Annotated in this window: 10 protein-coding genes; 2 read left to right on the top strand and 8 right to left on the bottom strand. The window is 74.0% G+C overall.

Annotation, left to right across the window (positions count from 1 at the left end; genetic code table 11):
* Positions 1-19: 19 nt before the first annotated feature.
* Both ACFCY7_RS36405 and ACFCY7_RS36400 read right to left on the bottom strand, forming a co-directional pair.
* Positions 20-1,297, bottom strand: coding sequence for an MFS transporter (locus ACFCY7_RS36405; protein ID WP_376490359.1), 1,278 nt, complete (start codon positions 1,295-1,297; stop codon positions 20-22).
* A gap of 185 nt (positions 1,298-1,482) precedes the next feature.
* Entirely contained in the window at positions 1,483-2,319 is an 837-nt protein-coding gene (locus ACFCY7_RS36400) for a hypothetical protein (protein WP_376490358.1), read from the bottom strand.
* A 143-nt stretch (positions 2,320-2,462) separates the two neighbouring features.
* Here ACFCY7_RS36400 and ACFCY7_RS36395 point away from each other — a divergent pair, with 143 nt between their 5' ends.
* On the top strand, positions 2,463-3,191 hold the full coding sequence (locus tag ACFCY7_RS36395; protein ID WP_376490357.1) for a thioesterase II family protein: 729 nt from the start codon (positions 2,463-2,465) through the stop codon (positions 3,189-3,191).
* A gap of 22 nt (positions 3,192-3,213) precedes the next feature.
* On the opposite strand, the gene ACFCY7_RS36390 is transcribed toward ACFCY7_RS36395, so the two are convergent.
* The 6 genes from ACFCY7_RS36390 to ACFCY7_RS36365 all read right to left on the bottom strand — a co-directional run bounded on the left by ACFCY7_RS36390 (position 3,214) and on the right by ACFCY7_RS36365 (position 12,198).
* A complete protein-coding gene (locus ACFCY7_RS36390; protein WP_376490356.1) occupies positions 3,214-3,474 on the bottom strand; it encodes an acyl carrier protein in 261 nt (86 codons plus the stop codon).
* Entirely contained in the window at positions 3,467-4,441 is a 975-nt protein-coding gene (locus tag ACFCY7_RS36385; protein ID WP_376490355.1) for a TIGR03560 family F420-dependent LLM class oxidoreductase, read from the bottom strand. The genes ACFCY7_RS36390 and ACFCY7_RS36385 overlap by 8 nt, the downstream gene beginning before the upstream one ends.
* Positions 4,438-4,788, bottom strand: coding sequence for a PqqD family protein (locus ACFCY7_RS36380; protein ID WP_376490354.1), 351 nt, complete (start codon positions 4,786-4,788; stop codon positions 4,438-4,440). The genes ACFCY7_RS36385 and ACFCY7_RS36380 overlap by 4 nt, the downstream gene beginning before the upstream one ends.
* A complete protein-coding gene (locus tag ACFCY7_RS36375; RefSeq protein WP_376490353.1) occupies positions 4,785-7,163 on the bottom strand; it encodes a beta-ketoacyl synthase N-terminal-like domain-containing protein in 2,379 nt (792 codons plus the stop codon). The genes ACFCY7_RS36380 and ACFCY7_RS36375 overlap by 4 nt, the downstream gene beginning before the upstream one ends.
* A gap of 44 nt (positions 7,164-7,207) precedes the next feature.
* Positions 7,208-9,061, bottom strand: a complete 1,854-nt coding sequence (locus ACFCY7_RS36370) for a non-ribosomal peptide synthetase (RefSeq protein WP_376490352.1) — start codon at positions 9,059-9,061, stop codon at positions 7,208-7,210.
* Between the two features lie 77 nt (positions 9,062-9,138).
* On the bottom strand, positions 9,139-12,198 hold the full coding sequence (locus ACFCY7_RS36365; RefSeq protein ID WP_376490351.1) for an amino acid adenylation domain-containing protein: 3,060 nt from the start codon (positions 12,196-12,198) through the stop codon (positions 9,139-9,141).
* Positions 12,199-12,577: 379 nt separating this feature from the next.
* On the opposite strand from ACFCY7_RS36365, the gene ACFCY7_RS36360 reads away from it, so the two are divergent.
* The gene (locus tag ACFCY7_RS36360) at positions 12,578-13,822 is read left to right on the top strand and encodes a hypothetical protein (RefSeq protein ID WP_376490350.1); all 1,245 of its coding nucleotides are present in this window, start codon (positions 12,578-12,580) and stop codon (positions 13,820-13,822) included.
* Positions 13,823-13,875 lie beyond the last annotated feature (53 nt).

Genomic DNA, 13,875 nt, shown 5'->3' with positions numbered 1-13,875 from the left:
CCCCGGGCCCGTGACGGGTTCACGCCGCGGTGGGCGCCGCCTCGGCGACCGGCTGCGAGCGCGCCCAGACCCGCTCGATGAAGGCGCAGACGAAGCCGCCCGCCATCACGACCAGCGCGAGGACGATCCAGCCGGGCTTGCCCCAGTTGATGCACATCGAGATGACCACGATCGGCGCCACGGCCTCGGCCAGGCCGTGGCCGAGGCCCATCACTCCCTGGTACTGGCCCTGGGCCTCGGGCTTGGCCAGGGCGAAGGAGAGCTCGAAGGTCCCCGCCGCCTGCCAGACCTCGGCCAGGGCGTGCAGGACGACGCCGACGATGAGCAGGGTGAGCGCGACCCCGGCGGACGGGCCCGACGCCATGGCGATCAGGACCCAGGAGACCAGGAACACGGGCCCGGACAGCGCGAGCAGCCGGGCCGCTGACCGCGGTCCGGTGATGGAGCGGGTCGCGGGCACCTGGGTGGCGGCGACGAGGATCGACTCGAAGAAGAGGACGACGGCCGCCATCCAGCGCGGCGCCTCGGTGTGCATGACGATCCACACGGGCAGCGCGGGGACGAGCACGAAGTACTGCAGGCTCGTGATCGACGAGGTGGCGGTCAGCGCGAGGTAGGGGAGGTCGCGCAGGGCCACCCAGCGGCGCTCCTTCTCGGCCGGCTCGGCCCCCTCCGCCTCCTCCTTCTTCGCGGCGCGCGTCGGGGGGATGTGCGGGAGGCGCGTGAGGATCGCGGCGGCGAGCAGGAAGGTGACCGTGTCGGTGACGATGACCGACACGTAGGCCGGCCGGGTGTCGAAGGCCAGGACGACCGCCGCCCCGATGGTGCCGATGGCCAGGCCGACGTTGGTCACCGCGCGCAGGTACGTGCGGTACTGCGCGCCCTTGTCCCCGGCCAGCACGCCGATCATCGCGCCGCGCGCGCTGACGGTGCCGGCCCGGCCGACGGCCGCGGCGGCGGCCACGACGATCAGGGACCACAGGCTGTTCACGAACAGGAGGGAGACGCTCGCGGCGGCCTCCAGGAGCATGGAGCCGATGACGACCTCGCGCGAGCCCCGCCGGTCGGCCCAGTCGCCGATGACGACGCCGGCGCCGAAGCCGCACAGCGAACCGACGGTCAGGCCGATGCCCGCCTCGGTGGGGGTGAACCCGGCGGACCGGATGAGGAAGATCGTTCCCGCGGACAGGAAGATGCCCATGCCGATCGTGTTGACGACGGTCGCCAGGGCCAGCAGCCGCTGACGCGGTTCCTCGGGACCGCGCAGCGTGGTGCGGAGCTTGGTCATCCGGCTCATGGCGTGGTGCCCTCGCTGACCTGCCGCAGGGTGTGCGGAGCGTTCACTGTGTCTCTCCTGGCTTCGGAAACGGGGGGGTGCGCAAGGAAGTTCGGGGGTCCGCAAGGAAGTTCGCGGTGGTGCCGGGCCCGTCGCGGGGCCGTGCCGGGCACGGCCGCCTCGACGGGCTCGGCACCGCGGTCGGTTCAGGAGGCCGACAGGAAGGCGTCCTCGAGGCGGACGAGGTGGGCCTGGGTCCACCGGGCCATGCGGCGGGCGGTCGCCGCGTCGGACTCCCCGGGGCGGGCGCCGTCCAGGATCGTCGTGACGTAGTCCTCGACCGTGATCCCGCACTGCGGGGTCTTCTCCAGGCGGCGCACCAGCCACTTCTCGCGCCGGCAGAGCTCGCCGGAGAGCACCAGCGCGGCGTCCGCGATGGTGGCGGCGGCCAGGGCGGCGGAGACGCGGGCCGTCTTGTCGTCGCCGGCGTCGAGCTGGCCGGCGACGTCCGTGAGGCGGTTCTCCACGTCGGCCTTGAGGCGGCGGGCCCGGGCGCGCGGGTAGGAGGAGCCGGCGATGAGCCCCTTCATGCGCCCGAAGAACTCCTCGTTCTTCAGCGGCATGGCGACGTCGAGCCGGTAGACGAAGTCCTGGAGGAAATCGCCCATGCTGCAGAACTCGACCTCGGTGGCGAGGTAGGGCTCCAGGGCGGTGGTGAGGGTGGAGGTCGGCCACACCTTCAGGTCGACGCGCGCGTTGTCGTACACGCCCATCCAGTTGTGCCAGCGCACGCCGCTCGAATCGGCGCCGGGCCAGGTCTCCATGGTCTCGTCGATCGGGAGTTCGAGTTCCTTGTCGGAGAACGCGTAGAGGTCGATGTCGCTGAAGGCATTGCCCCACCCGGCCGCGATGGAGCCCGTCATGCAGACGGCCTCGGCCTCGGCCAGCCCGGGAAAGTGCTTGAGGATGGCCTCGAAGGAAATGTCCGGGGGCGTGAGGACCTTCGGCTGTGCGGCGATGACCTGGACTGTGGGGTTGAACATGAGGATACCTTCCGAATAGCAGAGACTACTGGTGCGTTTCACAGGGACCGACCGGGAAATTCCGCAAAAATCCCCGATTACTTCTCCGCAATACGACTGAATGCTGTACGACTGAATCCGGGCGTGGGCTATGATCCATTTCCATGAATACTTCGCACCATTCTCGGACGCTGGTTCCGTGGAGTTCGGAAATACGGAATGAAACCGCCCTCGTCTGCATTCCGTGGGCCGGCGCCGGGGCGACTCCGTTCCGCGCGTGGGCGCCGGTCGTCGGTGACGCGGCCGACGTGTACGGCGTCCGGCTCGCCGGCCGCGAGAGCCGCCAGACCGAACCGCCGGGCACCGTCCTCGCGGACACCGTCGCCGAGCTCGTCCGCGAGGTGACCGCGCTGGACGTGCCGCGCGTGGCCCTCTTCGGCCACTGCTCGGGAGCCCTGCTCGCCTTCGAGCTCGCCCACGCGCTGGGCCGCGCCGACGGCGCCCCCGAGGTGGAGCACCTGCTCGTCGCCTCGCAGCTGCCGCCGCGCGCCTTCGCGGCGGCGGCCGCCGTCACGTCGGACGACGACCTCGCGCGCTTCGTGCCCGAGGACCTGCGGAGCGAACCCGAACTCCTGGAGCTGCTCCTGCCGATCCTCTCCGCGGACATGCGGCTGGTGTCGGACTACGGCCACGCGGCGACCGCGCCGCTCGGCAGCAGGCTCACCGTCGTGTACGGCGCGGACGACGAGCACCTCGACCGGGCCGCGGTCGACGGCTGGCGTGCCGAGACCACCGGCGCGGCCGAGCTGCGCGAGGTGGCCGGAGCCGACCACCTCTTCAGCGGCGCCGCGTGGCCGGCCCTCGCCGGCTGCGTCCGGGACGCCCTCGGCTGAGGCCCCGGCGGCCCCGGTCCGCTCACGCATCGTCGAGGAGCTCCGTGAGCTGGGCGACGGTCGGGTGGGAGAAGACCTGGACGAGCTTGAGGTCGGGCCAGCGGCCGCGCAGGACGTGGACGACCTGCACCACCGTGCCCGACGAGGCACCCAGATCGAAGAAGCCCGTGTCGGGATCGACCTCGTCCAGGCCGAGGGCCTCGGCCCAGACCGCCGCGATGACCTCGCCCGCGGGGCCGTCCAGATCCAGGACGGCCCCGGCGTCGCCGGAGGGCTCAGGCATCGAGCACCTCGCGCAGCGTCGTGCCGACCCGGTGCAGGTGGTCGAGGTCGCTCGGGTCGAGGACCGTGACGATCATGCCCTCGACACCGGCCGCGCGGTACTCCTCGATCCGCTCCTGCACCTGGGCCCGGGTGCCGCACAGCGCGAGGCCGCGGGCCGCGCTCGGTGCCACGCCCAGGAGCGTGCCCATCCGTTCCAGCGACTCCTGGAGCTCGGACTCGGAGTCGGTGACGATCGCCGTGCCCAGCCACGTCCGGCTGATCTCGGCGCTGTCGCGGCCGACGGCCTCGCAGGCCCGCTCCAGCACCTCGATCTTGTGGCGCACGGTGGCGGGTCCGCCGAAGAAGTTGCAGGCGTCCCCGTGCCGGGCCACCAGCGGGATGAGCACCTTCTCGCCACCGCCGCCGATGAGGATCGGCGGGCCGCCGGGGCTGACCGGCGCCGGCACGTTGAGGGGCTCGTCCACGCTGTGGTGCCGTCCGGAGAACCGCGGCGCGTGCTCGGTGAACATCGCGCGGCAGATCTGCACCGCCTCGTCGAGCGCCGCGAGGCGCTCCCGGGGGGTCCGGAACTCCATGCCGTACGCGTGGGTCTCGTCCTGGTGCCAGCCGGCGCCGATGCCGAGGACCGCGCGCCCCGAGCTGATGATGTCGATGGTGGTGACCATCTTCGCCAGCAGCGCCGGGTTGCGGAAGCTGTTGCACGACACGAGCACGCCGAGGCGGGCGGACGTGGTCACGGCGGCCAGCGCGGCGAGCGTCGTGTACGCCTCCAGGATCGGTTCGTCGGCCTCGCCGACGGAGGCGATCTGGTGGACGTGGTCCATCGTCCAGAGGCTGTCGAACCCGGACGCCTCGGCGGCGTGCGCGATGTCGACGACCTGCTGGAAGAGCTTGTTGTCCATGACTCCCGGGAAGGAGTACCCGGCGTACTGCAGGCCGACCCGGGTGAGGGGGGTGCGGCTCATCCGGAGACCGTCAGCTGGGCGAAGGCCTCGGCGTCGGCGTCGGACACGACCTCGACGAGGCCGAGGTCGAGCAGGCGCTCGCTCACCTCGTGGACGGCCCCGCGGATCTCGCCGACCGGCAGGGAGAGCTGTCCGGCGACGCCGTCGGCGATCTCGGCGAGGGTGCGGCGTCCGTCGACGAGCAGCCAGACCACGCGCGCGTCGCGGTCGAGCACGTAGCGGCCGATGACGGTCTCCAGCAGGACCCCGCCCTCGGCGCGGTCGCTCAGCTCCATGACCTGGTCGGTCCGGCGGGCGGTGACGTCCAGACGGCGGACGAGGACGGTGGTGTCGTTGACAGTGCTCATGCGTTCTTCTCCATGGCCAGGGCCTCCTCGACAGAGGTCGTGGTGGCGGCGATCGTGGGGGCGATGAACGGCAGGTCGACCGGGAGGTCGATGCCGAAGCCGGCGTTCAGGCGAGCGCCGATCTCCACCGCGTACAGCGAGTCGCCCCCGAGGTCGTTCACGAAATGCGCGTCGGGCGCGATGTGCTGGACGCCGAGTACCTCGCGCCAGACCTGCTCGACGAACTCGGCGACGTCGACCGCGGCGGCGTCCGGCGTCTCCGGCCGGACGAGTTCGGGCTCGGGCCGGGGCTCCGGCCGGTCGAGCCAGAACCGGCTGCGGGTGAAGGGGTAGGTCGGCAGCGGGACCCGGCCGCGCGGCTCGTCGCCGTAGTAGGCGGCCCAGTCGACCGCCACTCCGGCCCGCCACGCCGCGGCCACCGCCTCGGCCGGGTCGAACGACGGGCCGACGAGGACCTGGCCCACCCGCTCGCGCACGGACCCGGCGTCGGCGCCGTCGCCGGTGCAGGCGGCGAGGGCCGCCTCCAGCGCGGCGGCGTCGGCGCCGCCGGCGAGCCAGTCGACGGCCGGACGCGCCCAGTCCGGGGCGTCCACGCGCGAGAACGTCAGACCGAGCCGGCGCAGGATCCCGGCGATGCCGAGCGCGGTGAGCGCGCCGGCCCGGTGCGGGGCGAGGCCGGCGAGCCCGGGCCCGCCGGCGAGGCCCTCGGTGAGGGCGCCGACCTCGGTGCCGAACAGCGGCTCGGTGGCGAGCAGTCGCTCGCCGAGCGCGGCCAGTTCGGCGGGGTTCCCGTGGACGGCCAGCGACCATCGGGTGGTGGGCCGGCCGGTCTCGGCGGGTGCCTTCAGCTGCGCGAGGGCCTCGTCCGCGTCGGCGGCGACGGCGGCCCAGCGGCGTGCGAAGCGGGCCCGGCCCACCCCGAGCGTGTAGGCGATGTCGGCCAGTTCGGGCCGCTCGCCGGGGGCGGTCGCCGCGAGCCGCTCGGCGAGCCGCTCCCGCAGGCGCGTCAACTCGTCGTCGGTACGGGCCGACAGGGCGATGACCTGGCGGGGGCGCGCGGCCGGCGCGGCGGGCTCGGTCGTCGCGGCCTCCACGACGACGTGGGCGTTCGATCCGCCGAGGCCGAACGAGCTGACGCCCGCGATGCGCGGTCCTTCGGCGTCCCACGGCCGCGTCTCGGCGGTGATGCGGAACGGCGAGGAGGCCAGCGGGATCTCGGGGTTCGGGCGGCTGAAGTGCAGCGTTCCCGGCACGGTGGCCCGCTCGACGGCGAGGGTCGCCTTGATGAGGCCGGCGATGCCGGCCGCCGCGTCGGTGTGCCCGATGTTGGGCTTGACCGAGCTGAGCGTGAGGCTCTCGGCCGCCCTGTCGGGGGTGGCGAAGACGCGGCGGAGCGCCTCGAACTCGACGGGGTCGCCGATGGCGGTGCCGGTGCCGTGGGCCTCGACGTAGCCGACCTCGTCGGGTGCGACGCCCGCCCGGGCGAGCGCGCCGCGGATGACGGCCTCCTGGCCGGCGATGTTCGGCACGGTGAAGCTGGCGCGCGAGCCGCCGTCGTTGTTGACGGCCCAACCGCGGATCACGGCCCTGCGCCGGTCGTGGGCGTCCTGGGCGTCGGCGTCGCGCCGGAGCACGACGATGCCGGCGCCCGCGCCGGGGACGGTGCCCGAGGCGTCGGCGTCGAAGGCGCGGCAGCGCCCGTCGGCGGACAGGATGCCGCCCTCGGTGTAGTCGTAGCCGTCGACGTCGGGCATGAGCAGGCTGACGCCGCCGGCCAGCGCGATGTCGCAGTCGCCGGCCGCGAGCGCCGAGCAGGCCTGGGCGACGGCGCTGAGCGCCGTGGCGCAGCCGGTCTGCACGGTGATCGCCGGTCCGGTCAGGCCGAGCTTGAAGGCCAGCCGGGGGGCGAGGAAGTCCTTCTCGTTGGCCAGCGTGATGCGCACGTCGCCGCTGCGGCCCGCGCGCTCCTCCGCCGGGGCGACGTACTCGCGGAAGTAGTGGTTCTCGCCCGAGCCGACGAACACGCCGACGACCGCGTCGCGCTGCCCGGCGTAGCCGGCGTCCTCCAGCGCCTCGGCCGCCACTTCGAGGAGCACCCGCTGCTGCGGGTCCATGACGACGGCCTCGGTCGGGGGCGTACGGAAGAAGTCCGCGTCGAACCACTCGACGTCGGCGACCTTCGCCGCCGCGTGCACGCGCCGGGCCCCGCCGTCCCGCTCCGCGCCGTCGGCCGGGCCGGGTGCGTCGACGCGGGCGACCGACTCGACGCCGTCGACGAGGTTGGTCCAGTAGCTCTCGACGTCGTCGGCGCCCGCGAAGCGCGCCGCCATGCCGATGACGGCGATGGGCCGTGCGTGCAGGGGTGTTCGTTCCATGTGAGGACTCCAGGTGGATCGGTGTGGCGTTGCGGCGGCGGCTCTCACGACGCGGCGGGCACCGGCGGGGTCGGGCTTCCGGCGCGGACCCGGCCGACGAAGTCGGCCAGCACGGGTGCCTCGAACAGGGCGCGCATGGGGACGTCCGCCCCGAGTTCCCTGCGGGTCCGGTTGACGACCTTGATCACCATCAGGGAGTGCCCGCCGAGGGAGAAGAAGTCGTCCGCGGGGCCCACGTCGGCGATGCCGAGCTCCTCCGCCCAGATGCCGGCCACGGCCTCTTCGAGGGAGTCGCCGCGCGGCTGCCGGTCGGCCGGGTCCGCGCTCGCCGGCGCGGTGCGGGCCCCGGCGAGCAGGGCCCGGCGGTCGACCTTGCCGTTGGCGGTGAGCGGCAGGGAGTCCAGGACGCGGAGTTCGCCGGGGACCATGTGGGCGGGCAGCCGGCCGGCGAGGAAGGTCCGCAGTTCCGCCGCGTCCGGGCCGCCGGGCCTGACGGTCGCCCACGCGAGGAGCGTCGAGCCCACCGATTCGCCGGTGTCGGTCAGGACGCAGGCGTCGACGACGGCCGGGTGCGCCTTGACCGCCGCGCCGATCTCGCCGAGTTCGATGCGGTAGCCGCGTACCTTCACCTGCTCGTCCCGGCGTCCCACGTAACGGAGTTCGCCGTCGGCGTCCCGCCGTGCCAGGTCGCCGCTGAAGTAGGTCGGGCGGTCGTCGCCGGGGCCCCAGGAGACGGTGCGGAAGGCGCGCGCGGTGGTGTCGGCGTCGCGGAAGTAGCCGCGGGCGAGTCCCGGTCCCGAGATCGCGATCTCGCCGACCTCGCCGGCCGGGGTCGGCGCGCCGTCGGCGTCGCGCAGGGAGATCTCCAGGTCGGGCAGCGGTACGCCGATGGGGCTGCCGGCGTCGGCGGCCGCGTCCGCGGCGGTGATCCGGCGGTAGGTGACGTGGACGGTGGTCTCGGTGATCCCGTACATGTTCACCACGAGGGGCTGCTCGTCGCCGCGGCGCGCGAACCAGGCGCCGAGCGAGGCGGGGTCGAGCCGCTCGCCGCCGAGGACGACGAGCCGCAGCCGGTCGAGCCGGGCCTCCCGCTGCTCGTCGGCGCTGATCAGGGCGGCCAGTGCCGAGGGCGTCTGGCTGAGGACCGTGACGCCCTCGTCGTCGATGAGCCGGAGCAGCTCGTCGGGGGCCCGGGCCTTGTCGTCGTCGACGACGACGAGGCGGCCGCCGAACAGGAGCGCGCCCCACATCTCCCACACCGAGAAGTCGAAGGCGAAGGAGTGCAGCATGGTCCACACGTCGTCCGGGCCGAGTTCGTAGAGGCCCGACGTCACGGCCATCAGGCGGGTGACGTTGCGGTGGGTGATCTCGACGCCCTTGGGAGTTCCGGTGGATCCCGACGTGAACATCACGTAGGCGAGGTCGTCCGGGCCGACCGCGACGTTCACCGGGGGGCACGTGGCGTCGGGCGCGGTCTCGGCGAGCACGATCGGTCCGTCGTGCCACTGCCGCGCGCGGTCGGCGAGTTCGCCGGTGGTCAGGAGCACGGGGGCGGCGACGCGTCCGATCAGGCCGGCGACGCGCGTGTCGGGGTGGCGCGGGTCGAGCGGCACGTAGGCCGCGCCCGCCATGAGGACGCCGAGGATCGCCGGCACGATGTGGCGGCGCGGCACGAGCACGGGCACGAGGTCGCCGGGGCGCACGCCGGCGGCGACCAGGCGGGCCGCGATGCCGCCGGCGACCTGGTGGAGTTCCGCGTACGAGAGCGAGGTGCCGCCGGCGGTCAGCGCGATGGCCCGGTCGCTCAGGGCCGCCTGGTGGGCGAACCAGGCGGGCAGCGTGGAGGCGACTTCCGCACGCTCGGTCGGTGTGCCGGCGTCGCTGAGAACTTCGGGCAACTCTTCCCCCAGGGAAACGAACAGGTCTCGGTGTCGGTCGGAGCGCGCGCCGCCGAGGGGCGCGCTCCGGGCGGGTGTCAGGCGTTCTCGGTGAACGCGTCGAGGAGTGGCTCCAGCCGCGCGCAGAGCGCGGCGACCCGGTCCCGGGGCACCCGGGGCGGGTACTCGATACGCCCGGACAGTCCGGATGCGGCGTGGTCGGTGAACAGGACGGTCCAGGGCCAGCGCACGCCCAGCGGGGTCACGGGCAGCGACCGCGCCGTGCATCCGGGGACGGTGAGGCCGGGGGCGGGATCGCGGTCCCAGGCGACGACGAGCGGCGCGAGGGATCCCGCGTCGCGCAGGCCGAGTTCGCCCATGAGCAGCGGGAAGGGCACGCGCGACCACGTGCGGGCCTCGTCGACGGCCTCGCGCGCCCGGCGCAGGGCGTCCGCCGGACCGCGGTCGCCCGGGACGCCGGGGTGCGGGCCGAACGGCACGGTCGTGAGGAAGTACCCGGCGGCGTCGACCGCGTCCACGTCGTCGCGGTCGGCGACGGCGAGCGCGAACCTGCCGTCCGTGCCCGCCAGTTCGCACAGCGGGTCGAGGACGGCGGCCAGCACGACGGCGAACGCCGTCGTACCGTCGCGGCGCGCCCGGTCGCGCACGCGGGACCAGACCCGCGCCCCGACCGTGAAGCCCTCGATCGCGCAGGAGTCCTGCGCGGGGGCCGCCTCCGCGCGGCCGGTCGGCCAGCCGCGTACCCGGTCCGCCGCCGCGCGCACGGCGGCCCTGCCCTCCGGGGAGTCGAGGTGGCGCCGCTGCCGGCGCGCGTGGTCGGCGTGGCCGTGGTCCTCGGGGAGGGCGGGCGCGTCGCCGCTCAGCGCCGCGGCGAGTTCCTCCAGGACGACCCGGGCGCTCCACGCGTCGACGACGAGGTGGTGCCAGACGAGCAGGACGCGGACGGTGTCCGCGGCGGAGAGGACCACGGCCCGGACGAGGGGGCCGCGGCCCAGGTCGAACGCCGGGTGCTGGAACTCCGCGAGCAGCCGCTCCCAGGCGTCGTCCACGCTCTCCCCGGCCTCGACGGTCCGCACCGGGACGGACACCGGCCCGCCGTCGGTCACGAACCGGGCGTCGTCCTCGTCCACCCGGCCCCGGAAGACGGCGTGGCGGTCGAGGACCCCGGCCAGTTCCTTGGCCGTGCGTTCGGGGCAGAGCGCGCCGGTGAACTCCACGGCCACGGACTCGTGGAAGCTCCCGTGGGGCGCGGCGCCGGTGAGCTCCGCCGCCCAGATGCCCGCCTGGCCCGGCGTCAGCGGCGACGGTTCCGCGCCGGCCGTCCCGGTGCCGGGGGCGTCCACGGCCGGCAGGGCGGGGACGCGTGCCGCCAGGGCGGCGAGGGTGGGTGCCGCGAGCACGTCGCCGGCGGTGACGGCCCGACCGGTGGCCGCCCGCAGGACGGCCGAGAGGCGGGTCGCCTGCAGGGAGTCGCCGCCGGACTCGGCGAAGCCGAGGTCGAGCACGGACGCGGGGGCGTGGGTGAGGACGGCGCGGCAGGCGTCCTCGACGGCGCGCTCGTACCCGTTGACGGCCGTCCGCGCCGGCGGCTCGTCCGCCGTGGGGAGGGCCGCGCGGTCGAGCTTGCCGTCGCTGGTCATCGGGATCCGTTCCAGCGCGAAGAAGCGCCGGGGCACGGCCTGCGACGGGAGCTCCTCGGCGAGCCGCGCCTTGAGGCCGGCCCACGGGTCGGCGCCCGCCCCCCGGGCGCCGGTGTCGGCGTCGTTCGCACCGTCGGCGTCGGCGTCGGTCCCGGCGAGCACCACGAAGGCGGTGAGGACGGACGGGCCGCCGGAGCTCGCGGGCCGAGCGAGTACGGCGACGTCCGCGATCCCGGGACATCGCCGGAGCGCGGCCTCGGTCTCGGCCGGTTCGATCCTGACGCCGTCGATCTTGAGCTGGTCGTCGATCCTGCCGAGGAAGGTCAGTTCGCCCGTGGCGTCGGCGACGACGACGTCGCCGGTCCGGTACATGAGGCCGTCGCCGTCGGCGGCGGGCACGAAGCGTTCCGCGGTCCGCTCCGGGTCGTGGAGGTAGCCGAGGGCGACGCCCTGGCCGGCGACGCACAGTTCGCCGGGCCGCCCCGGTTCCACCGGGGCCAGCCGGTCGTCGAGCACGAAGCCGCGGTTGCCCTCGACGAGTTCGCCGATCGGGGTCCGCCGCTGCGGATCGGCGCAGTGGCCGGGCACCGTGTAGAGGGTGGCGCAGACCGTGGTCTCGGTCGGCCCGTAGCCGTTGACGACGACCAGGCCCGGGATGCGTTCCCGCAGGTCGACGAGGAGTCCCAGGGGGATGGGCTCGACGCCGGTCAGCAGCCGCCGGAGCCGCGGGGCGGGCCGGTCGCCGGCCGCCCGGTCGCGGAGTGCCGTGAGGAACTGGGGCGGCAGGTAGGCGGAGTCGACGCGCTGCTCCGCCAGGTGGTCGAGGGTGGCGTCGATGTCGCGGCGGTACGCGTCGGGCACCGGGACCACGGTCCCGCCGCTGGTGAGCGCGCTCCACATCTCGTACACGGACACGTCGAAGCCGGGGGACGTCCACCAGCTGTGCCGTGCGCCGGGTCCGAGCGGCGCCCTGCGCCGGAACGCGGCGAGGAGATTGTGGACGCCGCGGGCGGGGACCACGACGCCCTTGGGCGTGCCGGTCGACCCGGAGGTGTAGATGACGTAGGCGGGGTCGTCCCCGTCCGTGGCGGGGTCGTGCCGCTCCGGGCCGGGCGACCCGGGTGCGGGCCGTGCTCCGAGGAGGGGGGCGACCGCGCGCACGTCGTCGTCGGCGGCGCGGAGGACGACCGAGGGCCGGGCGTCCGCCAGGATCTGTTCGCGCCGCTTCGCGGGGCCGGTCACGTCGAGCGGGACGTACGCGGCGCCCACGGCGGTCGCCGCGAGGACGCCGACGACGAAGAGCGGCCCCACCGGCATCTCGACGGCGACGAGGTCGCCCGTGCCGACGCTCCGGGCGGCCAGCCGGTCCGCCAGCGCGGCGGCCGCGGCGGCCAGTCGGCGGTAGTCGACCGCTCCGTCGGGTCCGGCGAACGCCTCCTGGTCAGGGTGGGTTCCGGCGACCTCGACGAACGTCCGCCACAAGTTCCGGTGCGTCACGAGGAGACCTTCCCGAGTCGTGGTGTGAGCACACTTCCCCCTCGACTCGGCTGTCTGCTCACCGTCCGGCCGCCGTGTGGCCGGGCCGTTCGGTGCCTGGATTGGAGCACGCTGCGTCGGCCCCTGGCCATGGATTCGTATCTCGCCGAACGCGCCCCGAAGTTCTTTGACCGCCTCTTCGGGCCCGTGCTTTGATGCGTGACGCACGGGGCAGCGCGACGACCACGTTCCAGGGGCACTTCACCCGGACGCTGCCCTCTCGACGCGGATGGCGACGTCCTGCGCTGCACCGGAGCGGCCGGCCGCTCGCTGAGCCTCTTCACGTGGAAGTCGCATCACGCCTTTCGGCGTCGCCGCACCACCACTTCACGGAGCGAAGATGCGATACCTCATTCTCAATCGAACCTCCCTCCTCATGCGCCGCTACGACGTATGGCTGGGACCGGAGCATGAAGTCGTCCTCGTCACCGCCGCCGCCGCGGTGCCCAAGGACCCCGAGGAACGAGCCGCCGTGCTGGCCGGATACGCCCACGTCGAGTGCGTCGACAGCTTCCACTTCGACCCGGCCGTCGACCGGCTCGCCCTGGAACTCCACGAGAAGTGGAACTTCGACGACGTGCTGGCCTTCGCGGAGTTCGACCTGATGCGCGCCGCGCGGATCCGCGCCTCCCTGGGCATACCCGGCCACGCGCCGGAGGACGTCATGGCGTTCCGGGACAAGTTCGCCATGAAGGTGAAGCTGCGGGAGGCCGGGGTGCCGCTGCTCCCGTTCGCCGCCGTCACGTACGCGACCGACGTCCTCGACTTCGTCGCGGAACACGGCTACCCGATCGTGGTCAAGCCCCGCCGCGGCGGCGGCTCGATGGACGTGGAGGTGCTGCGCGGCCCCGACGACCTGACCGGGCTGTTCGAGCGCAATCCGGAACTGGGCACCGACGACGGCGCCCACCTGCTCGCCGAGACCTACCTCGACCACGAGCTCTTCCACATCGACGGCGTCCTCGTCGACGGCGAGGTGCGGATGGTCTGGCCGTCCAGCCAGGGTGACACCACCTGCCTGGACATCGTCAACGGCCTCTCGCTGCGCAGCTCCCTCATGGACCCCGACGACCCGCTGACCGAGCAGCTGCGCGCGATGACGCTCGCGTCGCTCGACGCCCTTCCCACGCCGGGGAGCTGCGTCTTCCACGCGGAGATCTTCCGCGACCGCCAGGGCGACGCGGGCCTCGTCTTCAACGAGGTCGCGGTCCGGATGGGCGGCGGCATGATCGAGGACATGCTCGAACTCGGTTTCGGCGTCAAGCCGCACGAGGTGTACTTCCGGTCCCTCGGCGGCAACAACCCGCCCGAGATCCCGGCGCGCCCGCTGCGCATCGCCGGCGTGACGCTCTTCCCTCCGCGCCCCGGCACGCTCGTCGAGATCCCGGAGCACTGCCCGGTCCCCGACGTCGCGGTCTACCAGCGCTACGCCAAGCCCGGAACGGTCATGACGGGCGCGCAGTTCAGCACCGACAAGATCGCCTCGGCCCTGGTGACCGGCGAGTCGCGCAAGGAGGTCGAGGACGTCCTCGCCGAGGTGCACGCCTGGTTCGACCGGACGGCGGTCGTCACCGGCACCGTCTGATCCGGGCCTCCGCCCGCGGTCGGAGGAACGGGGAGGGGCGCCCGGCGGTCGAA

Origin of the sequence: Streptomyces sp. NPDC056361, from assembly GCF_042262805.1 — a bacterium.
GTDB lineage: Bacteria > Actinomycetota > Actinomycetes > Streptomycetales > Streptomycetaceae > Streptomyces.
The sequence above is the reverse complement of the archived record's forward strand: the minus strand, read 5'-3'. Positions and strand labels throughout refer to the sequence as shown.